Annotated in this window: 18 protein-coding genes and 1 tRNA gene; 11 read left to right on the top strand and 8 right to left on the bottom strand. The window is 61.2% G+C overall.

Features of this window, described 5'->3' with window-relative positions; all coding sequences use genetic code 11:
- Position 1: 1 nt before the first annotated feature.
- From AC0L7I_RS10865 to AC0L7I_RS10840, 6 genes are all read left to right on the top strand, one after another.
- A complete protein-coding gene (locus tag AC0L7I_RS10865) occupies positions 2 to 1,051 on the top strand; it encodes a ribonuclease E/G (RefSeq protein ID WP_473396449.1) in 1,050 nt (349 codons plus the stop codon).
- Complete coding sequence (locus AC0L7I_RS10860; RefSeq protein ID WP_473396448.1) at positions 1,048 to 1,269, top strand: DNA gyrase inhibitor YacG; 222 nt, start codon at positions 1,048 to 1,050, stop codon at positions 1,267 to 1,269. Before AC0L7I_RS10865 ends, AC0L7I_RS10860 begins: the two co-directional genes overlap by 4 nt.
- A 56-nt stretch (positions 1,270 to 1,325) precedes the next feature.
- Positions 1,326 to 1,400, top strand: a tRNA-Phe gene (locus AC0L7I_RS10855).
- 168 nt (positions 1,401 to 1,568) lie between these two features.
- Positions 1,569 to 2,966 (top strand): alpha,alpha-trehalose-phosphate synthase (UDP-forming), encoded by a 1,398-nt coding sequence (locus AC0L7I_RS10850; RefSeq protein WP_473396447.1) that lies wholly within the window; start codon positions 1,569 to 1,571, stop codon positions 2,964 to 2,966.
- Positions 2,967 to 3,004: 38 nt separating this feature from the next.
- Positions 3,005 to 3,706 (top strand): trehalose-phosphatase, encoded by a 702-nt coding sequence (gene otsB / locus AC0L7I_RS10845; RefSeq protein WP_473396446.1) that lies wholly within the window; start codon positions 3,005 to 3,007, stop codon positions 3,704 to 3,706.
- Entirely contained in the window at positions 3,703 to 5,472 is a 1,770-nt protein-coding gene (locus AC0L7I_RS10840) for a glycoside hydrolase family 15 protein (protein ID WP_473396445.1), read from the top strand. The genes otsB and AC0L7I_RS10840 overlap by 4 nt, the downstream gene beginning before the upstream one ends.
- A 2-nt stretch (positions 5,473 to 5,474) precedes the next feature.
- Here the strand turns inward: AC0L7I_RS10840 and AC0L7I_RS10835 are convergent, their stop codons facing one another.
- Together AC0L7I_RS10835 and AC0L7I_RS10830 are read right to left on the bottom strand one after the other, a co-directional pair.
- Positions 5,475 to 6,104 (bottom strand): GNAT family N-acetyltransferase, encoded by a 630-nt coding sequence (locus tag AC0L7I_RS10835; RefSeq protein WP_473396444.1) that lies wholly within the window; start codon positions 6,102 to 6,104, stop codon positions 5,475 to 5,477.
- Positions 6,101 to 6,586, bottom strand: a complete 486-nt coding sequence (locus tag AC0L7I_RS10830) for a hypothetical protein (protein WP_473396443.1) — start codon at positions 6,584 to 6,586, stop codon at positions 6,101 to 6,103. Before AC0L7I_RS10830 ends, AC0L7I_RS10835 begins: the two co-directional genes overlap by 4 nt.
- Before the next feature lie 195 nt (positions 6,587 to 6,781).
- Between AC0L7I_RS10830 and AC0L7I_RS10825 the strand changes: the two genes are divergently transcribed.
- Together AC0L7I_RS10825 and AC0L7I_RS10820 are read left to right on the top strand one after the other, a co-directional pair.
- Positions 6,782 to 7,723, top strand: coding sequence for a LysR family transcriptional regulator (locus AC0L7I_RS10825; RefSeq protein ID WP_473396442.1), 942 nt, complete (start codon positions 6,782 to 6,784; stop codon positions 7,721 to 7,723).
- Positions 7,724 to 7,845: 122 nt separating this feature from the next.
- The gene (locus AC0L7I_RS10820) at positions 7,846 to 10,218 is read left to right on the top strand and encodes a transketolase (RefSeq protein ID WP_473396441.1); all 2,373 of its coding nucleotides are present in this window, start codon (positions 7,846 to 7,848) and stop codon (positions 10,216 to 10,218) included.
- Here AC0L7I_RS10820 and AC0L7I_RS10815 read toward each other — a convergent pair whose 3' ends face one another.
- The 3 genes from AC0L7I_RS10815 to AC0L7I_RS10805 are packed head-to-tail and all read right to left on the bottom strand — an operon-like array spanning position 10,219 to position 12,476.
- Positions 10,219 to 10,428 carry an acyl-CoA dehydrogenase family protein gene (locus tag AC0L7I_RS10815; protein ID WP_473396440.1) on the bottom strand — a complete coding sequence of 70 codons (210 nt, stop codon included), beginning with the start codon at positions 10,426 to 10,428 and terminating at the stop codon, positions 10,219 to 10,221. It lies immediately after the preceding gene.
- Positions 10,397 to 11,269, bottom strand: coding sequence for an acyl-CoA dehydrogenase family protein (locus AC0L7I_RS10810; RefSeq protein WP_473396439.1), 873 nt, complete (start codon positions 11,267 to 11,269; stop codon positions 10,397 to 10,399). The genes AC0L7I_RS10815 and AC0L7I_RS10810 overlap by 32 nt, the downstream gene beginning before the upstream one ends.
- Positions 11,270 to 11,282: 13 nt before the next feature.
- A complete protein-coding gene (locus AC0L7I_RS10805) occupies positions 11,283 to 12,476 on the bottom strand; it encodes an acyl-CoA dehydrogenase family protein (protein WP_473396438.1) in 1,194 nt (397 codons plus the stop codon).
- A 159-nt stretch (positions 12,477 to 12,635) separates the two neighbouring features.
- On the opposite strand from AC0L7I_RS10805, the gene AC0L7I_RS10800 reads away from it, so the two are divergent.
- Positions 12,636 to 13,400: a crotonase/enoyl-CoA hydratase family protein gene (locus AC0L7I_RS10800; RefSeq protein WP_473396437.1), complete on the top strand. Its 765-nt coding sequence runs from the start codon at positions 12,636 to 12,638 to the stop codon at positions 13,398 to 13,400.
- Positions 13,401 to 13,402: 2 nt separating this feature from the next.
- Here the strand turns inward: AC0L7I_RS10800 and AC0L7I_RS10795 are convergent, their stop codons facing one another.
- Positions 13,403 to 14,188: an RNA methyltransferase gene (locus tag AC0L7I_RS10795; protein ID WP_473396436.1), complete on the bottom strand. Its 786-nt coding sequence runs from the start codon at positions 14,186 to 14,188 to the stop codon at positions 13,403 to 13,405.
- 77 nt (positions 14,189 to 14,265) lie between these two features.
- Between AC0L7I_RS10795 and AC0L7I_RS10790 the strand changes: the two genes are divergently transcribed.
- Complete coding sequence (locus tag AC0L7I_RS10790) at positions 14,266 to 15,483, top strand: NADP-dependent isocitrate dehydrogenase (RefSeq protein WP_473396435.1); 1,218 nt, start codon at positions 14,266 to 14,268, stop codon at positions 15,481 to 15,483.
- Between the two features lie 79 nt (positions 15,484 to 15,562).
- On the opposite strand, the gene AC0L7I_RS10785 is transcribed toward AC0L7I_RS10790, so the two are convergent.
- Entirely contained in the window at positions 15,563 to 16,264 is a 702-nt protein-coding gene (locus AC0L7I_RS10785) for a VIT1/CCC1 transporter family protein (protein ID WP_473396434.1), read from the bottom strand.
- Between the two features lie 56 nt (positions 16,265 to 16,320).
- On the bottom strand, positions 16,321 to 17,286 hold the full coding sequence (locus tag AC0L7I_RS10780) for a peptidoglycan-binding domain-containing protein (RefSeq protein WP_473396433.1): 966 nt from the start codon (positions 17,284 to 17,286) through the stop codon (positions 16,321 to 16,323).
- A gap of 185 nt (positions 17,287 to 17,471) precedes the next feature.
- Here AC0L7I_RS10780 and purB point away from each other — a divergent pair, with 185 nt between their 5' ends.
- Entirely contained in the window at positions 17,472 to 18,770 is a 1,299-nt protein-coding gene (gene purB / locus AC0L7I_RS10775) for an adenylosuccinate lyase (protein ID WP_473396432.1), read from the top strand.
- Positions 18,771 to 18,826: the final 56 nt, after the last annotated feature.

Below are 18,826 nucleotides of genomic sequence, written 5' to 3'. Positions count from 1 at the left end.
CATGTCGGTCGCCCGCATCCTGAAGGAAGTCGCGGTCGGCGAAACACGCTGGGCCGCATTCGATAGCTCAGGCCGTGCGATTGCCGTGCGAACGGACAGGTGGAGCGACGCAGCAACCCGGCCACATATCGGCGATGTGCTCGAAGCCCGTGTCCGCGCTATCCATCCGCGGCAAGGGGGCGGATTTGTCGAACTTCCCGGCGGCGCAGAAGCCTTCGTTCGGCTCGGTGAAGGGCATGGCATCACCGAGGGCCAAGCGGTATCGGTGTGCGTCGTTTCGGAGAGCCGACACGGCAAACTCGCGCGGGTCCAGCCTTCCGCCTCTGAACCTGCCGCCCGGTCTCCTGCCGAGCGATGGCTGGCCGCTTTGCCCGGTGCGGCCGGCCTGACACCGGAAGATGTCCCTCCCGGCCATCCGGACATCGAACTGGCCTTCGATGAAGCAATGTCGGAAACTGTCACTTTGCCCGGCGGTGGCACGCTGCGCATCCAGCCTACGGCCGCGCTCGTTGCGGTCGATCTCGACACAACCGGCCGCAATGACACCGGCCGGGCCGCGGCCCGCGCCCTGCGCATCAACATGGATGCTGCCCGCGAACTCGCCCGCCAGATCAGCCTGCGCAACCTTGGCGGCGCAATCGTGCTCGACTGCGTGTCGCCCATCAACCGCGAGGCCGGACTCAAGCTGCGTGACGGATTGCTCTCGGCGTTTGCCGGCGTGTCCCAAAGAAAGGCAAAGGCCCTGGCGCCGTCCACATTCGGGCTCCTGGAAGCCTCGGTCGCCTGGGGCGAAACACCGATCGCCGACCGACTCCTCTCGCCGAACGGCGAACCGACCGATGAAACCCTGTGTCTCGAAGGCCTGCGCCATCTGCAGCGGGAAGCCCGGGCCCAGCCCATGGCCCGGCTGACGCTCTCGCTGCCCTTGCGCGCCTTCAATTGGCTGTCTGCAAGCAGTCTTGACCTGCAGGAGCGCCTTGACGAGGCTTTCGGTGCCCGATTGACGATTTTGTCCAGCGAAAAAACCAAACCTGAAGTATTCCAGACATGAGCAAGCCCATTTCACCGCAGAACAGCACGCCCAAATGCGCCCAGTGCCGCAAGAAACCGGTATCTCCGGAATACCGGCCATTTTGCTCGAAGCGCTGCGCCGATGTCGATCTCGGTCAATGGCTGAAGGGCGGATATGCGATCCCCGGCGCGCCCGCAGAACTGGACGAAAACGCCGATAGCGGACGCCCGCTCGACGACTTGTCAGAAGATGACTGAAAACGCGATAGACAAGCGTGCCTGCCTTGGTTAGAACCCGCCTTCCCTGCTGGCCTGCCCGGGTAGCTCAGGGGTAGAGCAGCGGATTGAAAATCCGCGTGTCGGTGGTTCGATTCCGCCCCCGGGCACCATTCCATTTCAGATTTGGTCGCCAGCGCCTTATGTGAAGCGCTGCGTCCGTTGACCGAATCTGGTCAGCCACTGCCTCCGATACGTGCACTTGGGGGAAATTTCGCGGTTTGCTGCGTGCGTGTGGGAACCGGGTACATCTGGAATGGGTACCGTCTGAGTCTACCCTTATGACCAATTACAACTCCGAATCGTCTTCGCGCCTCGTCGTCGTTTCCAACCGGACCGCTTATGGCAGTCCCGGCGCAGGCGGACTTGCCGTCGCACTCTCGGACACGCTTGCCGAAACGGGCGGCTTGTGGATCGGATGGAGCGGAAAAATTTTCGACGTGCCTCGCCGCCGCGTTCTCAACACCGATGAGAACGGGGTCGCGTTCGCCCTGATCGACATGTCGAAGGCAGAGTACGAAGGATTCTACCTGGGTTATGCCAACAGCGTTCTCTGGCCGGTCATGCACAATCGGCTCGACCTGGCCGTGTTCGACAGCAATTATTTTGCCGCCTACGCTGCGATAAACCGGCAGTTTGCCGACGTGGTCGCCGCCCAGACTACGCCCGATGACCTCATCTGGGTCCAGGACTACCATTTCTTCCTGTTGGCGAAACTCCTGAAGGACGCTGGCTGTGACCGCCGGACAGGCTTTTTTCTTCACATTCCGTTTCCGGCGCCTGAAGTTTTCAAGTCGATCCCTGACCATCTCACGCTCGCGGCCGGTCTGTGCGCCTATGACGTCGTAGGACTCCAAAGCTCGCACGATTGCGCCAATTTCGCGCGCTATATTCAGGAAGAAATGGGCGCTGAGAAATGCGATGATGAGCACTTCAAGATCGGTGACCATGTCCTCACGCTTCGCCTCTGCCCTATCGGTATCGACGCGGCAGGATTCAGCTTCAGCGCCATCACCCCCGCTGCCAATGACGCATCCCGGAAACTCGCGCGGTTTCTCGGTGACCGCGACCTGGTCATCGGTGTCGACCGGATGGACTATTCCAAGGGCCTGCCGCAGCGTTTTGAGGGCATGGCGGTTCTGTTCGACAAAAATCCCGACCTTCACGGCAAAATATCCTTTACCCAGATTGCACCGCCGTCGCGGTCCGTCGTCGAGGAATACGCCCAGCTGCGCCAGCAACTTGATGAACTGTCGGGCCGAATAAATGGTGACTATGGCGACCTTGACTGGATCCCGATCCGCTATCTGGCTCGCGGCTATGAACGCGACGAACTGGCCGGTCTCTACCGGCTCGCCCGCGTGGGTCTGGTCACGCCACTGCAGGACGGTATGAACCTTGTGGCCAAGGAATATGTCGCAGCCCAGGACCCGGACGATCCCGGTGTACTCGTGCTTTCCCAGTTCGCAGGCGCCGCCGATCAAATGACCGATGCCCTCATTATCAACCCTCATGACCGTGATGCCGTCGCCGATGCCGTGCGAACGGCCCTGAATATGCCTCTCGACGAACGTCAGAAACGCTGGCGTTCGCTCTTTGACGGCATCTGCCGACAGGACATCAACTGGTGGCGCGAGCACTTCTTGGCGGCGTTTGACACAGTTGGGGCGCGACACTAGTGCGAATCATGCCCGTTGCCTCCGACAGACGCTTTTCTTTGTCGCAAGACGATGCAGTCTTTCTCGATTTTGACGGCACGCTCGCAGGCATTCAGGACGACGCCGATACTGTCTTTCTGGCGCCCGGTATGAACAGCGTGCTGCGCGACTGCGCGAACCGGCTGGACGGCGCATTGGCGGTGATGTCCGGCCGCGACCTGGATGACCTCGCAAAACGGGTCCCCGGCAGTCTATGGCGTTTCGGCAATCACGGCCTCCGCGCCGCTGCGCCCGGCATGCCGGCAACAGAGTGTTCGGCGACTGCTCCGACCGGCCTGATCGCCACCTTGTCGGAGATTTCAGGCCGGCATGCCGGTGTTCGCCTCGAACCGAAAGGACCTGTGCTCGCGGTACACTACCGCGCCGCGCCAGACGCGAAAGCCGAACTGGAGTCCGCGCTGGCCCAGGCCATTGCGCCGTTTGCTGACTATATTCTGCAGCATGGAAAGATGGTCTTTGAGGCCAAGCCAGCCGCAGCAAACAAGGGCGCCTGCCTGTTGCGTGCCATGCAGGACAAGCCTTTTCGGGGGCGGCGTCCTGTGATGATCGGTGACGATACAACCGATGAAGACGCCTTCGCCTCGGCGCAATCGGCAGGTGGCATCGCCGTCAAGGTCGGTGACGGCGCAACAGTCGCGCTACATCATTTGGACTCCGTGCAGGACGTGCACGCATTGCTGAAGGAATTTGCATCCACATGAGCGGACTGAACATGGGCATTGTCGGCAACGGCACCATTGCGGGCCTCATCAATTCCGGGGGTGATTACCAGTGGCTTTGCTTGCCGCGTTTCGACGGCGAGCCTGTGCTAAACCAGTTGCTGGGTGGCGGCGGCCAGTTCAGCATCTGGATGGATGGCCTGACATCGCGGTCACAATCCTATGACAGCAATACGTCCATTCTTCGAACACGGCTTGAAGCGGAAGACGGCGCTATCCTGGAAATCGTCGACTTCGCTCCGCGCTTCGAGAACCGAGGCCGCGTTTTCCGCCCGGCATCCATCGTCCGGCGGTTTCACATTGTCTCGGGTACCCCGCGCGTACGCATCACCCTGACTCCGCAAACCGACTGGGGCGCGCGCCAACTCCCATCCGTCCGGGGCGTCAACCATATCCGCTTCACCGATGGCGAGCTGGCCTTCCGAGTGACCACCGACGCGCCCGTCTCCTACATCATGTCAGCCACCAGCTTCCTCCTTGAACAGGACGTGTCCTTTGTCCTCGGAGCTGACGAGTCTCTTACAGACACGGTCGACGTCATCACGCTCGACTGGGAGGAGCGGACCCGCAAATACTGGATGAAATGGTCGCGCAGCCTGGCGGTGCCGTTTGAATGGCAGGAAGCCACCATCCGCGCGGCGATCACATTGAAACTTTGCGTGTTTGAGGAAACCGGCGGTATTGTCGCTGCCCTGACAACCTCCATTCCAGAACATGAAGGGTCTGAGCGAAACTGGGACTACAGGTTCTGCTGGATCCGGGACGCCTATTTCACGGTCTCGGCCCTCAACCGCCTGTCCGCCATGGGCACACTGGAACATTATATGCGCTGGGTCCGTAACATTGTTGCCCAGTCCAAAGGCGGTCACATCCAGCCCGTGTACGGCATCGGTCTAGAATCCGACCTCACCGAGGAACACGAAGCCCATCTGCCAGGCTTCCGCAAGACAGGCCCGGTCCGCCGCGGAAACCAGGCCGCCGAACACATTCAGCACGACGTGTACGGGCAAGTCGTGCTCGGAGTCGTCCAATCCTTTTTCGATTGCCGCCTGATCTCGCGCCCGGGGATCGCGGAGTTCCATCAGCTTGAGCCGGTAGGCGAACGCGCTTTTGCGGTACACGACACGCCGGATGCTGGCATCTGGGAATTTCGCACCATTGCCGAAGTCCACACATCCTCGGCAATCATGTGTTGGGCGGCTTGTGATCGCCTGTCAAAAATCGCGTCGCATCTTGGCCTTCAGGATCGCGCGACCTATTGGGCCGAACGCGCCGGAATCATTCACAAGACCGTCCTGGATAATGCCTGGAGCGCCAAGGTCGGGGCCTTCACGGCGGCTTTTGGTGGAGAGACTCTCGACGCATCGGTCCTGTTGATGGCCGAGATCGGGTTCCTCCCCGCCAGTGACGAACGCTACATTGCGACAGTCGAAGCCGTCGACAACACGTTGCGCGAAGGCAATCACGTCTATCGCTACAAGACCGAAGACGATTTCGGGCGACCGAAAACCGCATTCACCGCATGCACGTTCTGGCACATTGATGCGCTGTTCCGGATAGGCCGCGTCGAAGAAGCCCGCGAGATGTTCGAGTCCGTCCTCGCCAGCCGCAACCATGTCGGGCTGCTGTCGGAGGATGTCGATCCAACGACGGGCGAGTTGTGGGGAAACTTTCCACAGACTTATTGCATGGTCGGCATCATCAATTCTGCCGCGCTGCTCAGCAAGTCATGGACGTCGGTTATCTAAGCCTAGGCAGCGACATCTGATTGTTCGGAACGCGCAACGGATGCGTCCAGAACACCCGGTTTGTCCCATTCCCCCTCGGGGCGAATCATGACCATCGGATCGCTTTCCGGCTTCAGCGCACGCGGATGCTCCGGCAAGGGAATCTCGATTTCGATATACTCAAAATCCGAAAACCAGAAGCGCGGCCGGCCCGCAGCGAGCCTGCACCGGAACGTGCGCGACCAGACGGGCCAAAGGCGCGCCTGTATCTGCGCGATCATCATCCGGTAGCCTTTTCGCGTCGCGTATTCGAAGGCTTCGGCGAGCATCACCTGCAGCGCAGGCCGCCCACGCTGCTCGCGCAACAAGACCACCCGCTCCAGCTTGGCGAACCCGGCAAACCAGCGCATGCGCAGGGTGCCCACGGCATGTGCTCCTTCAAACACGAGGAAATGCGTCGCACACAGGTCGTTGCCGTCGAACTCCTCGTCGTCCGGACAGTCCTGTTCAGCCATGAACACGGCAGCGCGTATGGCCACCATCTTCTGGTAATCGTCCAGCGACCGTACCGGCCGCGCCGTGTACCGCTCGAACGCTCCGGCAGGAACAGGCCGGCAGAGCACCTGCTCGCCTGTATGTGGTCGCCTGTTCATGCCACCTTCCTGTGAGGCTGGGTCAGCGCTTCCTGCACATAGAGATCAGGCAGCCCGCCTGGATAGGGCGTGAACCCCAAGCTTTCCATGGACCGTTTTCCGTCATCCGTCGCGCCGCGGGCAAAGCAGGGATAGGCGCTGAACAGTTCAACACGCATCACGGCCGCCGCCGTCATCACGCGCTTGCGCGCGTCCCGTGTGGCGCCTGCATACACGCCGATATAGAAAGCCGCACAGCCTCTACCGTCAACGCAGAGGTGCACCGGATCGGGGCTTGCAGGATTGTAGGATCCGTCCCGAACAGCCGATTCGCCAGCCGCCGACAATGGCAATGTCAGGAAGATTCCATCCACAGGATCGCCTGTTACCCACGCCGTCATTCCCGTGATACGATCCATTTCAGCAACCGAATCAGGGGTAGCGATCTTGGACGACATGAGCAGCTCTGCCATCGCGATACCCTGCTCAAGTTCAGAATACATTGCGCGCCTAAACCCCAACTCTGCGCCTCTCGACGCAACCTTGGCGAGATTTATGAATCCATCCACCGGTACACCATTTATGATTGTTTTTGTCATTCACCACAACTGAGGCTTATAGAATTGGTGCCACAGGCATTGCTGCGTGGCTTTACCGAAAACTGAAACGGGGACTTACACTCGTGAAAGGGGAGGCAAATGCTCGTAGATTCGTTCGATTGGGACCGTATACGGATCTTCCGGGCCGTAGCCGAACTCGGGAGCATGTCCGCCGCAGCCGAGAAACTGGGTGGATCGGTGCCCACGATCAGCCGGCGCATCAGCGAACTCGAAACCGCCCTGAGGACTGAACTGGTCACACGCTCGTCACGCGGAATCGACCTCACGGATGCAGGCCGCATGCTGTTGCGTCACGCCAACCTGATGGCCGACATCGTCTCGGCGGCCCATGATGATGTGTCTGACGTGAATACGGCTGAGGAAGGCCCGGTCCATCTCGTCACCGGCGACGGCCTGGGGCCCTACTGGCTGGCGCCGCGAATACCGCAATTCCTCTCGAACTATCCCGGGATCGAGCTGACACTTTCAATATCCGATCACCCGCCCGACCTCCTGAACAATGAAGCAGATATCGCCATTCAGTTCGAACCGCCGAGCCGAAGCGAATTGATCGGCCGCCGAATGGGCGTCGTCCACTATCTGTGCTTCGCCTCCAAAGACTATCTCGACCTTTATGGCAGCCCGGAAAGCCTGACAGATTTTCACCATCACCGGTGCCTGTTGCATGAAGGCTATGTGAATCAGTCCGAGCGCTGGGCTGACGGCGCCTTCCTTGCGCGGCAATTGATCCCCTTCTCGCTGATAACCAATTCCTCTGCGGCCCTGATAGCCTGCTGCCTGTCAGGCGGCGGCATCGCGATCCTGCCATCCTATATCGGCGCGGCTTACCCGGAGCTCGTGCCACTCGCTCTGCCGGAACTGGCATCCATCCAGTTCTGGATGACCTATACGGAACGTGTGCGCCGCATTCCGCGCGGACAAGCTGTTATCGAGTGGCTGCGCAAAGCATTCGATCCTGCCGAGTCCGACTGGTTCCGGGCCAGGCTCGTTCGACCGAAGCCCACATCTCCGGGCGACTAGGGCGGCAGGAATTACCTACAATTTCGAAGTATGGAGCACTAATTTGCTCAGCATCGGCTATTCCCGCGCACGGTCATTCCCGCTAGGGCTATGTCCACGGTCCCACGAACAGGAATCTGCCCATGCCGAGCCACCTCGATCATCTCAAGACTCTTGAGCAACGCCTGCTCTGGCTCTCGGCCTGGACCGTTCACAACGCAAACCACTTGCGTGACAAGCGCGACGATGACGTGAAGGTCGGCGGGCATCAGGCGTCCTGCGCCTCAATGGTCTCGATCATGACGGCGCTCTACTTCCATACGCTTCGCCCGGAGGACCGCATCGCCGTCAAACCGCATGCCGCCCCGGTCTATCACGCCATGCACTACCTGATGGGCAACCAGACACTGGAAAAGCTGCAAAACTTCCGTGGTTATGGCGGTGCGCAATCCTATCCCAGCCGCACCAAGGATATCGACGATGTCGACTTCTCGACCGGTTCGGTCGGCCTCGGCGTCGCCGAAACCGCCTTTGCCTCAATCATCCAGGACTATCTCGAAGCCAAGTCATGGGCCGCTGATCGCCCGCTCGGCCGCATGGTCGCTCTCGTCGGAGATGCCGAGCTCGACGAGGGCAATGTCTATGAATGCCTGCAGGAAGGCTGGAAGCACGACCTGCGCAATACTTGGTGGGTGATTGACTACAACCGCCAGAGCCTCGACGGTGTTGTCCATGAGGGGCTCTGGGAAAAGGTCGAAGCCATCTTCAAGGCGTTCGGCTGGCGCACCGTCGTTCTCCGCCATGGCGCCCTGCAGCGCGACGCCTTCAGCGAGCCTGGCGGCGAAACGCTGAAAGCCTGGATCCAGTCCTGCCCCAATGCCGACTATTCCGCCCTCACCTATATGGGCGGCGCCGCATGGCGTGCGCGCCTGATGAACGACATCGGTGACCAGGGCGATGTGACAGCCCTGCTCGAACGCCGCAGTGATGACGACCTCGCCGCCCTGATGAACAATCTCGGCGGCCAGTGCGTCCAGTCCCTCTGCGACGCGTTTGATTCCATCACCGACGACACGCCCACGGTTTTCCTCGCCTACACGATCAAGGGCTGGGGTACGCCGCTCGCCGGGCACAAGGACAATCATGCCGGCCTGATGAACAAGGCCCAGATGGCAGACTTTCAGGCCAGGATGGGCATCGCCGAAAATGAGGAATGGGCACCCATGGCGGGAGTCGCAGACCCAGACGCCCTGAATACCTTCCTGCGGGACGTCCCTTTCTTCGCCAGCGGTCCCCGCCGCTTCGCCGCCCCGCCTGTCGCAAGTGCCGGGCCGATCTTTCTCGACGACGACGTCCAGTCCACGCAGGCCGGTTTCGGCAAGATCCTCGATGCGCTCGCCAAGTCGAAATCCGAGCTTGCAGACCGCATTGTCACAACCTCGCCGGACGTCACGGTCTCGACCAATCTCGGTCCATGGGTCAACCGGCGCAGCCTGTTTGCCCGTGAATCCAAAGGTGACACGTTCCGCGACCAGCAGATCCCGTCGACCCAAAAGTGGCAGTTTTCACCGGAAGGCCAACACATCGAACTCGGCATTGCCGAGATGAACCTCTTCCTCCTGCTCGGCGCAGCCGGCCTGTCGCACTCCCTGTTCGGCGAGCGACTGATCCCGATTGGTACAGTGTACGATCCCTTCATCGCGCGTGGCCTCGATGCCTTGAATTATGCCTGCTACCAGGACGCCCGCTTCATCATTGTCGGTACGCCGTCCGGGGTGACGCTCGCGCCGGAAGGCGGCGCCCACCAGTCCATCGGCGCCCAGTTGATCGGCATGAGCCAGGACGGCCTCGTTTCGTTCGAACCTGCGTTCCTCGACGAATTGTCCATCATCATGGACTGGTCCTTCGACTATCTCCAGCGCGACGGCGACGGCGACCCGGACGAACGCACATGGCTGCGCGACGAGACCGGCGGCTCGGTCTACCTCCGCCTCACCACTCGCCAGCTCGAACAGGTCCGCTGGTCCGCTCGCGACGACGAAACGTTCCGGCAGGGTGTCATCGACGGCGGCTACTGGCTGCGAAAGCCCGGCCCGAATTGCGAGATCGTCATCGCATACCAGGGCTGCGTCGCGCCGGAGGCGATCAAGGCGGCGGGTCGCATCGGCAATAACCGCCGCGACATCGGCGTTCTCGCAGTGACGTCCGCCGACCGCCTTAATTCAGGTTGGACGGCTGCCCGCCGCGCCCGGGCCCGCGGCAACAAGACAGCCAAGAGCCAAATCGAGCGCCTCATGGAGCAAGTCCCGCGCGACTGCACGCTTATTACGGTAACCGATGGCCACCCGGCCACGCTCGCCTGGATAGGCGGAGTCAAAGGCCATGCCACCACGCCGCTGGGCGTCGAGCATTTCGGCCAGACCGGCACGATCCGCGACCTCTACCGCCACTTCCAGATCGATGCCGAAGCCATCGTCTCGGCGGCGAGTCACCTGTCGCCGGGCAAGGTCATCTGATCAGGCAGGTTCCAGCCAGCCCTGCAGGCGCGCCGCATCCATCCGGGCCTGTTCCGGGCTGCCGAACAGCTGGCGGTTCACACCGATCCGTTTGAACCAGTAATGCAGGCCGACAAGGTCGGTAAAGCCCATGCCGCCGTGCACTTCGGTCGCCGTACGCGCGATGAACGTGCCGGCCTCAGCCAGGTGCGACTTTGCCAGCATCGCCATGGCAAGGGCTTCCGGCTCGCCTGAAATCCAGCGCGTGCGCCGCATGCCAGATCAAAGCCCGCGACGGTTCCAGCCGCGCCGCCATTTCTGCGCACATGTGCTTCACGGCCTGGAACGACCCGATCACGCGGCCAAACTGCTTGCGCTCGGCCGCATAGGCGACCGCCTTGTCCAGCATGGCCTGCGCCGCGCCAAGCGTGTCCGCCGCCACCAGCAGTCGCGCCGCCGCCAGCACTTGCTCGTCCGGCTTCAGCGACATCGCGCACGCCTCACCCGCGAAGACGACTTCGGAGAATATCCGTGTCCGGTCGATTGTCTGCATTGGAGTCGCGGAAGGCGTCTCGACGAGGTTCAGCGCGCCGTTTGTGTCGGCTGCCAGCAAGTGCGTTGACCCCTCTGCCGATACAGCCAGCAATGAAACGCCTGACAGTTTGTCTTTTGTCGCCGTCACCCCGGCGCCGTCGCGCCGTGACGAAAGTTCCGTCAGCGCAAGCCCCATCTTGATGTCGCCGGTCGCTATGTCAGACAGGTATTCCTCGCCCGCATGCCGCATCGCGTGCGCAGACACGGTCGTCGCAAGGAAGCGACTCGGCGCAATCGCATAGCCGAGCGATTCCTGCACGAGACAGGCATCCAGCAGGCCAAGCCCAAGACCGCCGTGGGCCTCCGGCACATGAAGCCCCGCCAGGCCAAGTTCATCGAGGCCTGCGGCCAGGGCCGCGCCTACCGCTTCATCGCCGGTCGCAATCTTGCGGATCGTGTCCAGCGGTGCAGAATCCTTCAGGAAGCCGTTCAGGCTGTCCTGCAGCAAGCGCTGGTCTTCTGAGAGTGCAAATTCCATCGGTCTTCTCCTCTCAGGCCTTGGCCGGTTTAGGTTCGCGCGGCAGGCCGAGGCCCCGCTCCGCAATGATGTTCTTCTGGATCTGCGCCGTACCGCCGCCGATGATCAGGCCGAGGTCGTACATATAGCGCGCCTGCCATGTGCCTTCAGCACGCAAATGCTCGCCCTGTTCGTACATCACGCCCAATTCACCCAGCGCATCAATGGCGAGCCGCGCGATTTCATGGTTCAGCTCACAGCCCATCAGCTTCACGACCAGCCCGGCCAATCCCGCGCTCTCTTTCTTCAGGTTATGCGTCGTGATGCGCAGGCCGTTTGCCTGCATCGCATAGACTTCGCCCTGAAGTTTCAGCAGCCGGTCGCGCAGCAGCGGATTGTCGATCAGCCGCTCGCCATTCACCGTCTCCCGCTTCATCATTTCGACCAGCTCGACGAGCCGCGCCTTGGTTGCGTTGGGGTCGCCCAGCATGCCGCGCTCATGGGTCAGCGTGGCATTCGCCACCTGCCAGCCCTTGTTCTCGGCAAACACGATGCCGCTCTTGGGCACCCGCACGTCGGTGAAGAACACTTCGTTGAAATTGGCCGAACCGGTCATGTCGACCAGCGGTCGCACTTCGATGCCCGGCGTCTCCATTGAGAACAGTAGATACGAAATGCCGTGATGCTTCTTCGCTTCGGGGTCGGTCCGCACGAGACAGAAGATCATGTCGGCCTGCTTCGCCGTCGACGTCCATATCTTGCTGCCATTGATGACATAGTCGTCGCCGTCGGACACAGCCGCCGTCCTCAACGCGGCAAGGTCGGAGCCCGCGCCCGGCTCCGAATAACCCTGGCACCAGACCATTTCGCCATACAGGGTCGGGCGGATATAAGCCGCCTTTTGCTCGGGCGTACCGAGTTCCAGCAGCGTCGGCACAAGCATCGAGATGCCCTGGTTCGACATCGCACGTGGCAGGCCCGAGCGCGCAAACTCCTCGGCTATGATGCGGGATTTCAGGATATCCGGCTCGGCGCCATAGCCGCCATATTCCGTGGGAATGGTCCGCGCAGCGAGGCCATTCTCTATAAGCAGTTTCTGCCACGCCTGCCGCTTGGGGTTTTTCATACCCCGGTCTTCAGAGGTTGGCGCCAGATGGGCGTTGGCAGAAAGGATATCGGCCACTTCCTTGCGGAAGGCCTCATATTCCGGGCTGAATGACAGATCCATTGTGGACGGGCTCCCTGATTTTCCCAGACACTGGCAGGCCTTCCCTTGGGTCTGCCAAGAGGGCCTTACGCGTTTCCGGCCCATTCGCGTCTTTCTGCTTGCTGGACGTGGGGTAAAGGTCCCTAATCTGGAAAAAATCACGTTTGGAGGAATGCCCCTATGTCAGTCGAATATGAAGTCCGCGGCCATATGGCCATCATCACGCTCAACCGGCCCGAAGCCCGCAATGCCATCAATGGCGTGATGGCGGCTGGCATCGAACATGCGCTCGACCGGTTCGAAGAAGACCCTGAACTCTGGGTCGCCATCCTTACGGCCAATGGCAAGGCGTTCTGCGCCGGGGCCGACCTGAAAGAGATCAGCGCAGGCAATGGCGGCGCACTCGGAACAGAAAAAGGTGGCTTTGCGGGCATCGTGAAACGCGAGCGCACCAAGCCGCTGATCGCCGCGATAACGGGTAGCGCCCTGGCTGGCGGCACCGAGATCGCGCTGTCCTGCGACATGATCATTTGCGCCGACACGACCAATTTCGGCCTGCCGGAAGTCAAGCGCTCGCTCGTCGCCGGTGCCGGCGGCCTGTTCCGCCTGCCCCGTGTCATCGGCATGCCCACCGCGCTTGAAGCGATCTTGACGGGCGATCCGCTGCCGTCGCAGCGCGCCTACGAACTCGGCATGGTCAACAAGGTCGTGCCCGAATCCGAAGTGATGGCCGAAGCCACGAAACTCGCCGAACGGATCATGGCCAATGCGCCCATCGCCGTGCAGGCCAGCCGTCAGGTGGCCCATGCCGCGCTGACCAGCTCCGACAACGACCTCTGGAATGCCAGCGGCAAGGCCTTCGGCAAGGTCATGAAGACAGAGGACTTCAAGGAAGGCCCCCGCGCCTTTATCGAAAAGCGGGCGCCTGTCTGGAAAGGCAAGTAAGCCTAGTCCTCCCGCACCACACGTGCCTTTCCGCGGCCGAGGGCTAGCGCCTTGATCGCGCCGCGGAAAGTCTGCACCTCCTGTTCGGTCCAGTCCGCACGGATCAGGGCCGAGCGGAGATTGTCCTTCATCAGCGGTGTCTTCTCCGGCGGGAAGAAATAGCCGGCCCGCTCCAGCTCGTCCTCGAAATGCTCGAACATCCGGAACACATCATCCCGCGTTGACGGCACTCCGTCCCCTGAAACCGCAGTGACATGGTTCCGGGTTGGGATGTCCGACGAAGCCCCTGCTACGGTCAGCTTGCCCCATTCGTGCGCGAACACGCAGACGGCCTGCGCCAGGTTCAGGCTCTTGAAGTCCCGGTCGACCGGATAAGTCATCAGTAGGTCGGACAGGGCCACCGCCTCGTTCGGCAGGCCGGACTTCTCACCCCCGAACATCACCCCTGCCACACCCGCGCCGCCCACGGCCCGCCCATGCGCCACTTCCGCAGCGCCCGCTGCATCCACCACGCGTTTTTCGATTCCCCTCATCCGCGCTGTCGCCGCCACGAGATAAGTCACACCCTCCAGCGCATCCTGCAGTGTTTCATACACCTTCACGTTCACGCCCGCATCGAACGCGCCCGCCGACATCGTGTCCGCCGCCGGATTCGGCCAGCCATCGCGCGGCGAAACGAGACGAAGGTCGGTCAATCCGAAATTCCGCATCACCCGCGCCGCAGCGCCAATGTTTTCACCTAATTGCGGGGAATGGAGGATGACGCAGGGGCTGCGTTGTTCTGACATGAAGGAACCTGTTTTGACGCGGCCTGCCGCTCTGCTATAGCGCAGTCCAATAGCTTCAACCGCAAGGATTACAAAATATGGCGAAGATCAAGGTCAAGAACCCGATTGTCGAAATGGACGGGGACGAAATGACCCGCATCATCTGGCAGCTCATCAAGGACAAGCTGATCCATCCCTATCTGGATGTCGATCTGAAGTATTACGACCTGTCGATCCAGAAGCGCGACGAGACCGACGACCAGATCACCGTCGACGCGGCTGAAGCCACCAAGAAATACGGCGTCGCCGTCAAGTGCGCGACCATCACGCCAGACGAGCAGCGCGTCGAGGAATTCGGCCTGAAAAAGATGTGGCGCAGCCCGAACGGCACGATCCGCAACATCCTCGGCGGCGTTGTCTTCCGCGAGCCGATCGTGATCTCGAACGTGCCACGCCTCGTCCCCGGCTGGACGAAACCTGTCGTCATCGGCCGTCACGCGTTCGGCGACCAGTACAAGGCCACCGACTTCCTCGTTCCCGGCAAGGGCAAGCTGACCATGACCTGGGTCGGCGAGAATGGCGAAAAGATAGAAAAGGAAGTGTTCGACTTCCCCGAAGCCGGCATTGCCATGGGCATGTATAACCTCGACCAGTCGATCCGCGATTTTGCCCGCGCCAGCTTCAACTATGGCTTGCAACGCAAATGGCCTGTCTACCTGTCAACCAAGAACACGATCCTGAAAGCCTATGACGGCCGCTTCAAGGACCTGTTTCAGGAAATCTTCGACGCCGAGTTTGCCGACAAGTTCAAGGCCTTCGGTGGCACCTACGAGCACCGCCTGATCGACGACATGGTCGCAGCAGCGATGAAATGGTCCGGCGGCTATGTCTGGGCCTGTAAGAACTATGACGGCGACGTCCAGTCCGACACCGTGGCCCAGGGCTACGGTTCGCTCGGCCTGATGACATCCGTGCTGATGACACCCGATGGCAACACGGTCGAAGCTGAAGCCGCCCACGGCACCGTGACGCGCCACTATCGCAACTGGCAGAAGGGCGAAGCGACGTCGACCAACTCGATCGCATCTATCTACGCATGGACTCAGGGCCTCAGCCATCGCGGTCGCATGGACGGCACACCGGACGTGCAAGCCTTTGCGAAGACGCTCGAGGAAACCATCGTGAAAACCGTCGAAGCCGGCTTCATGACCAAGGATCTCGCCCTCCTCGTCGGCCCCGACCAGGAATGGCTGACCACCGAAGGCTTCATCGAAAAAGTCTCGGACAACCTGAAGGCCGAGATGGCCAAGGCCTGAGGCGCGCGCTTCTGACAGGTAAATGCAAAACCCCGGCGCCTTGCGGTGCCGGGGTTTTTTCTTGCTCGAGCAGGCCGGTTCAGATCACGGCCCCGACCATGTGGCCGATCCCTGCGGTGATTGCCATGGCCAGAGCCCCCCAGAACGTCACACGAAGCATCGGTCGCCAGATTCTAGCTCCGCCGGCCCACGCACCGACGGCCCCCAGCAAAGCCAGGAAAACGAGCGACGCGGCGGCTTCGGCAGCTACCAGAGAGGGCAAGGGCACCAGCCAGACCAGCGCGAGTGGCAGGGCTGCCCCCACTGCAAAAGACAGGGCCGACGAAATTGCGGCCTGAATCGGCTTTGCCGCGGTCAGGTCGGTAATGCCAAGCTCGTCGCGTGCGTGGGCGCGGAGGGCGTCGTCAGCTGTCAGCTGGGTCGCGACCTCGTGGGCCGTCTCCGGCTTCAGGCCGCGTTCCTCGTAAATGCCTGCCAGTTCCGCATGTTCGGCTTCGGGCATGTCAATCAGCTCCTGCCGCTCCTTGGCCAGTTCGGCCTGTTCGGCATCTGACTGGGAACTCACAGACACGTACTCGCCAGCCGCCATCGACATCGCCCCTGCGACCAGCGCAGCAACACCCGCGACGAGAATTTCGCCTTTCGCGGCTTCCGCCGCCGCCACACCAATAATCAGGCTGGCTGTCGAGACGATACCGTCATTCGCGCCCAGCACAGCTGCCCGCATCCACCCTATCCGGGATAATTGGTGACGCTCTGTGTGAAAATGCGACCGGGCCATGGCTATCCTTCTATTGGAGCTGAAAAGTCAGGCCCACGCAGGCCACTTGAACGGGGCTAGTCGGTTGAAACGCCAAGAGACTCCACCGTCGCCACCGTCAGGTACCCGACCGGCATCCCGTTGGCACGCTGGTAGGCTTCCATGGCCCTGTAGGTCGCCGGGCCAAAATCACCGTCGGCCGGCACCTTGTACCCCTTGGCTGTCAGCGCCTTCTGGACTTCGACTATCTTGGCGGGCGAAGCATTCGTATCGCAAAGAACTTCGCGCCATTCGACGCTGCCGCCCCCTGTCACCACGCGTTTTTCGACGGTCCGATACGTCGCCGGTATGACACGTGTCTCCTCTTGGGCCGGCGAGACCATCTTCTGCAGGGTAATCGTCTCGAATACGGCCGGAACCGTTTCCTCGACAACGCGCGCCGGTGTCTTCACGACCTCTTTCTTCAATGTCCTGTATTTTGCCGGAATCACTTTGGTTTCCGTCCGCTCCGGATGGATGAGCTGCGTTCGCGTTACCTCATCGTATTGGGCGGGCACTTCTACCCGGCACAGCAATTCGCCGGTCGACAACGCGGAATCGGTATCGGCCTTTGCGGCAATGACATTCACTCCATACAGCCCGGCGCCCGGCTTCCATGTGGTGTAGGCCGGACGGATCATGACCTTTTCTGTATAGGTCTCGAATTCCGCCGGAATGACCACGGTTTCCATGCGTTCCGGCGTTTCCAGCATTTGATCGGTCTGCGTGACATACTCGGTGGGAACGACGGTGAAAGACGTAGTTGCCTCCCTGACCATGACTTCCTGAGTATAAGTCTCATAAACGGCCGGAATCACCTTGATTTCGACGCGCTCGGGCGTCGCGAGCACTTGTTCCGTCACCACTTCCGTCGTTTCCGGAATCAGTACGCGCGCGAAACAGGATCCTGCGTCGGAACTCGGTGGATAGTCCGTGCCACTCTGGGCCGCAGCCAGTCCTGCCACTGCCAATGCAGCTGCGGACATGAAAATCAGTTTCGTCATCGTCTTTCCCCTTCGCTGCATTCGGCAGCCTGCCGCTCCTGTCGGCGTTCGGGCTTGTTTTACCCCACCACGCCGGGAGCGGCCAGCCTGTTCGGCCCTGACGCGACTCCGTTCGTGCGGCGCGGTGGCCACTGGCATTCGCCCGATTCCGGGCTATACGGGCGGTTCAAGCAGCGAGGCACGACATGATTCCCAGATACACACGACCGGAAATGGCTGAAATCTGGTCACCGGAAACGCGCTTTGGCATCTGGCTCGAGATTGAAACACTCGCCGCCGAAGCAATGGAAAACCTCGGCCTCATCCCGGCAGGCGTCACCAAGGCCGTCCGCGAACGCGGCGCTTTTGAAGTCGACCGTATCGACGCCATCGAACGCGAAGTGAAGCATGACGTCATCGCATTCCTGACGAATGTCGCAGAGCATGTCGGCGAGGAAGCCCGCTTCCTGCACAAGGGCATGACCTCGTCCGACGTGCTGGACACGTGCCTCAGCGTCCAGCTCGTGCGCGCCGCCGACCTGCTCCTGACCGGCCTCGACCGTGTCCTCCAGGCATTGGAGACGCGTGCCCGCGAACACAAATTAACCCCAACCATTGGCCGAAGCCACGGCATCCACGCCGAGCCTACCACGTTCGGCATCAAGCTTGCGACCTTCCATGCTGAATTCCAGCGTGCGCGTACGCGCCTCATATTGGCGCGTGAGGAAGTCGCGACCTGCGCAATCTCGGGCGCCGTCGGCACGTTTGCCAATATCGATCCGGCGATCGAAGCGCACGTCGCATCGAAGCTTGGTCTCGCAATCGAACCCGTCTCTACACAGGTGATCCCGCGTGACCGACATGCCATGTTTTTCGCTATACTCGGCGTGATCGCTTCATCAGTCGAGCGCCTTGCCACTGAAGTGCGGCACTTGCAGCGCACCGAAGTGCTGGAAGCCGAAGAATTCTTCTCGGCAGGCCAGAAAGGTTCGTCGGCGATGCCGCACAAGCGCAACCCTGTCCTGACGGAAAACCTGACAGGTCTTGCGCGGCTTGTCCGCTCTGCAGTCACCCCGGCGCTTGAAAATGTCGCCCTGTGGCACGAGCGCGACATCTCGCATTCCTCCGTTGAACGCGGCATCGGACCGGATGCAACCATTCACCTGGATTTTGCTCTCCATCGCCTGGCAGGCGTGGTTGAGAACCTGGTCGTCTATCCTGAAAACATGCTCCGGACGATCGAGAGCATGGGCGGATTGCACAACTCCCAGCGTATCCTGCTTGCCCTTGTCGAGCACGGTGTCAGCCGTGAGGATTCCTACAGCCTGGTCCAGCGCAACGCGATGCGCACATGGCGCGGCGAAGGCAACCTCCTGGACCTGCTCAAGGCCGATCCCGACGTGTCCGCGAAACTGACGGACGCCGAACTGGAAGCGCTGTTTGACCTCGAATACCATTTCAAGCACGTCGACACGATTTTCGAACGCGTATTCGGTAACGCCTGAAACAATGAAGCAACAAAAAGCCAGCCCGCGAAGCGTTGAATGACGCGTCGCGGGCT

The organism is Hyphomonas sp. J20-32 (genome assembly GCF_055808555.1).
This window is presented reverse-complemented; position numbering and strand designations above follow the sequence as displayed.

Excerpts from the sequence above, each read along its gene's own strand:
- AC0L7I_RS10825 (WP_473396442.1), top strand. The coding sequence starts at position 6,782 with ATGCTCGTAGATTCGTTCGATTGGGACCGTATACGGATCTTCCGGGCC.
- AC0L7I_RS10795 (WP_473396436.1), bottom strand. The coding sequence starts at position 14,188 with ATGTCAGAACAACGCAGCCCCTGCGTCATCCTCCATTCCCCGCAATTA.
- AC0L7I_RS10785 (WP_473396434.1), bottom strand. The coding sequence starts at position 16,264 with ATGGCCCGGTCGCATTTTCACACAGAGCGTCACCAATTATCCCGGATA.
- AC0L7I_RS10790 (WP_473396435.1), top strand. The coding sequence starts at position 14,266 with ATGGCGAAGATCAAGGTCAAGAACCCGATTGTCGAAATGGACGGGGAC.
- AC0L7I_RS10805 (WP_473396438.1), bottom strand. The coding sequence starts at position 12,476 with ATGGATCTGTCATTCAGCCCGGAATATGAGGCCTTCCGCAAGGAAGTG.
- purB (WP_473396432.1), top strand. The coding sequence starts at position 17,472 with ATGATTCCCAGATACACACGACCGGAAATGGCTGAAATCTGGTCACCG.
- AC0L7I_RS10840 (WP_473396445.1), top strand. The coding sequence starts at position 3,703 with ATGAGCGGACTGAACATGGGCATTGTCGGCAACGGCACCATTGCGGGC.
- AC0L7I_RS10800 (WP_473396437.1), top strand. The coding sequence starts at position 12,636 with ATGTCAGTCGAATATGAAGTCCGCGGCCATATGGCCATCATCACGCTC.
- AC0L7I_RS10815 (WP_473396440.1), bottom strand. The coding sequence starts at position 10,428 with ATGGCGATGCTGGCAAAGTCGCACCTGGCTGAGGCCGGCACGTTCATC.
- AC0L7I_RS10865 (WP_473396449.1), top strand. The coding sequence starts at position 2 with ATGTCGGTCGCCCGCATCCTGAAGGAAGTCGCGGTCGGCGAAACACGC.
- AC0L7I_RS10780 (WP_473396433.1), bottom strand. The coding sequence starts at position 17,286 with ATGACGAAACTGATTTTCATGTCCGCAGCTGCATTGGCAGTGGCAGGA.
- AC0L7I_RS10810 (WP_473396439.1), bottom strand. The coding sequence starts at position 11,269 with ATGGAATTTGCACTCTCAGAAGACCAGCGCTTGCTGCAGGACAGCCTG.
- AC0L7I_RS10835 (WP_473396444.1), bottom strand. The coding sequence starts at position 6,104 with ATGAACAGGCGACCACATACAGGCGAGCAGGTGCTCTGCCGGCCTGTT.
- AC0L7I_RS10850 (WP_473396447.1), top strand. The coding sequence starts at position 1,569 with ATGACCAATTACAACTCCGAATCGTCTTCGCGCCTCGTCGTCGTTTCC.
- AC0L7I_RS10830 (WP_473396443.1), bottom strand. The coding sequence starts at position 6,586 with ATGTATTCTGAACTTGAGCAGGGTATCGCGATGGCAGAGCTGCTCATG.
- AC0L7I_RS10820 (WP_473396441.1), top strand. The coding sequence starts at position 7,846 with ATGCCGAGCCACCTCGATCATCTCAAGACTCTTGAGCAACGCCTGCTC.
- AC0L7I_RS10860 (WP_473396448.1), top strand. The coding sequence starts at position 1,048 with ATGAGCAAGCCCATTTCACCGCAGAACAGCACGCCCAAATGCGCCCAG.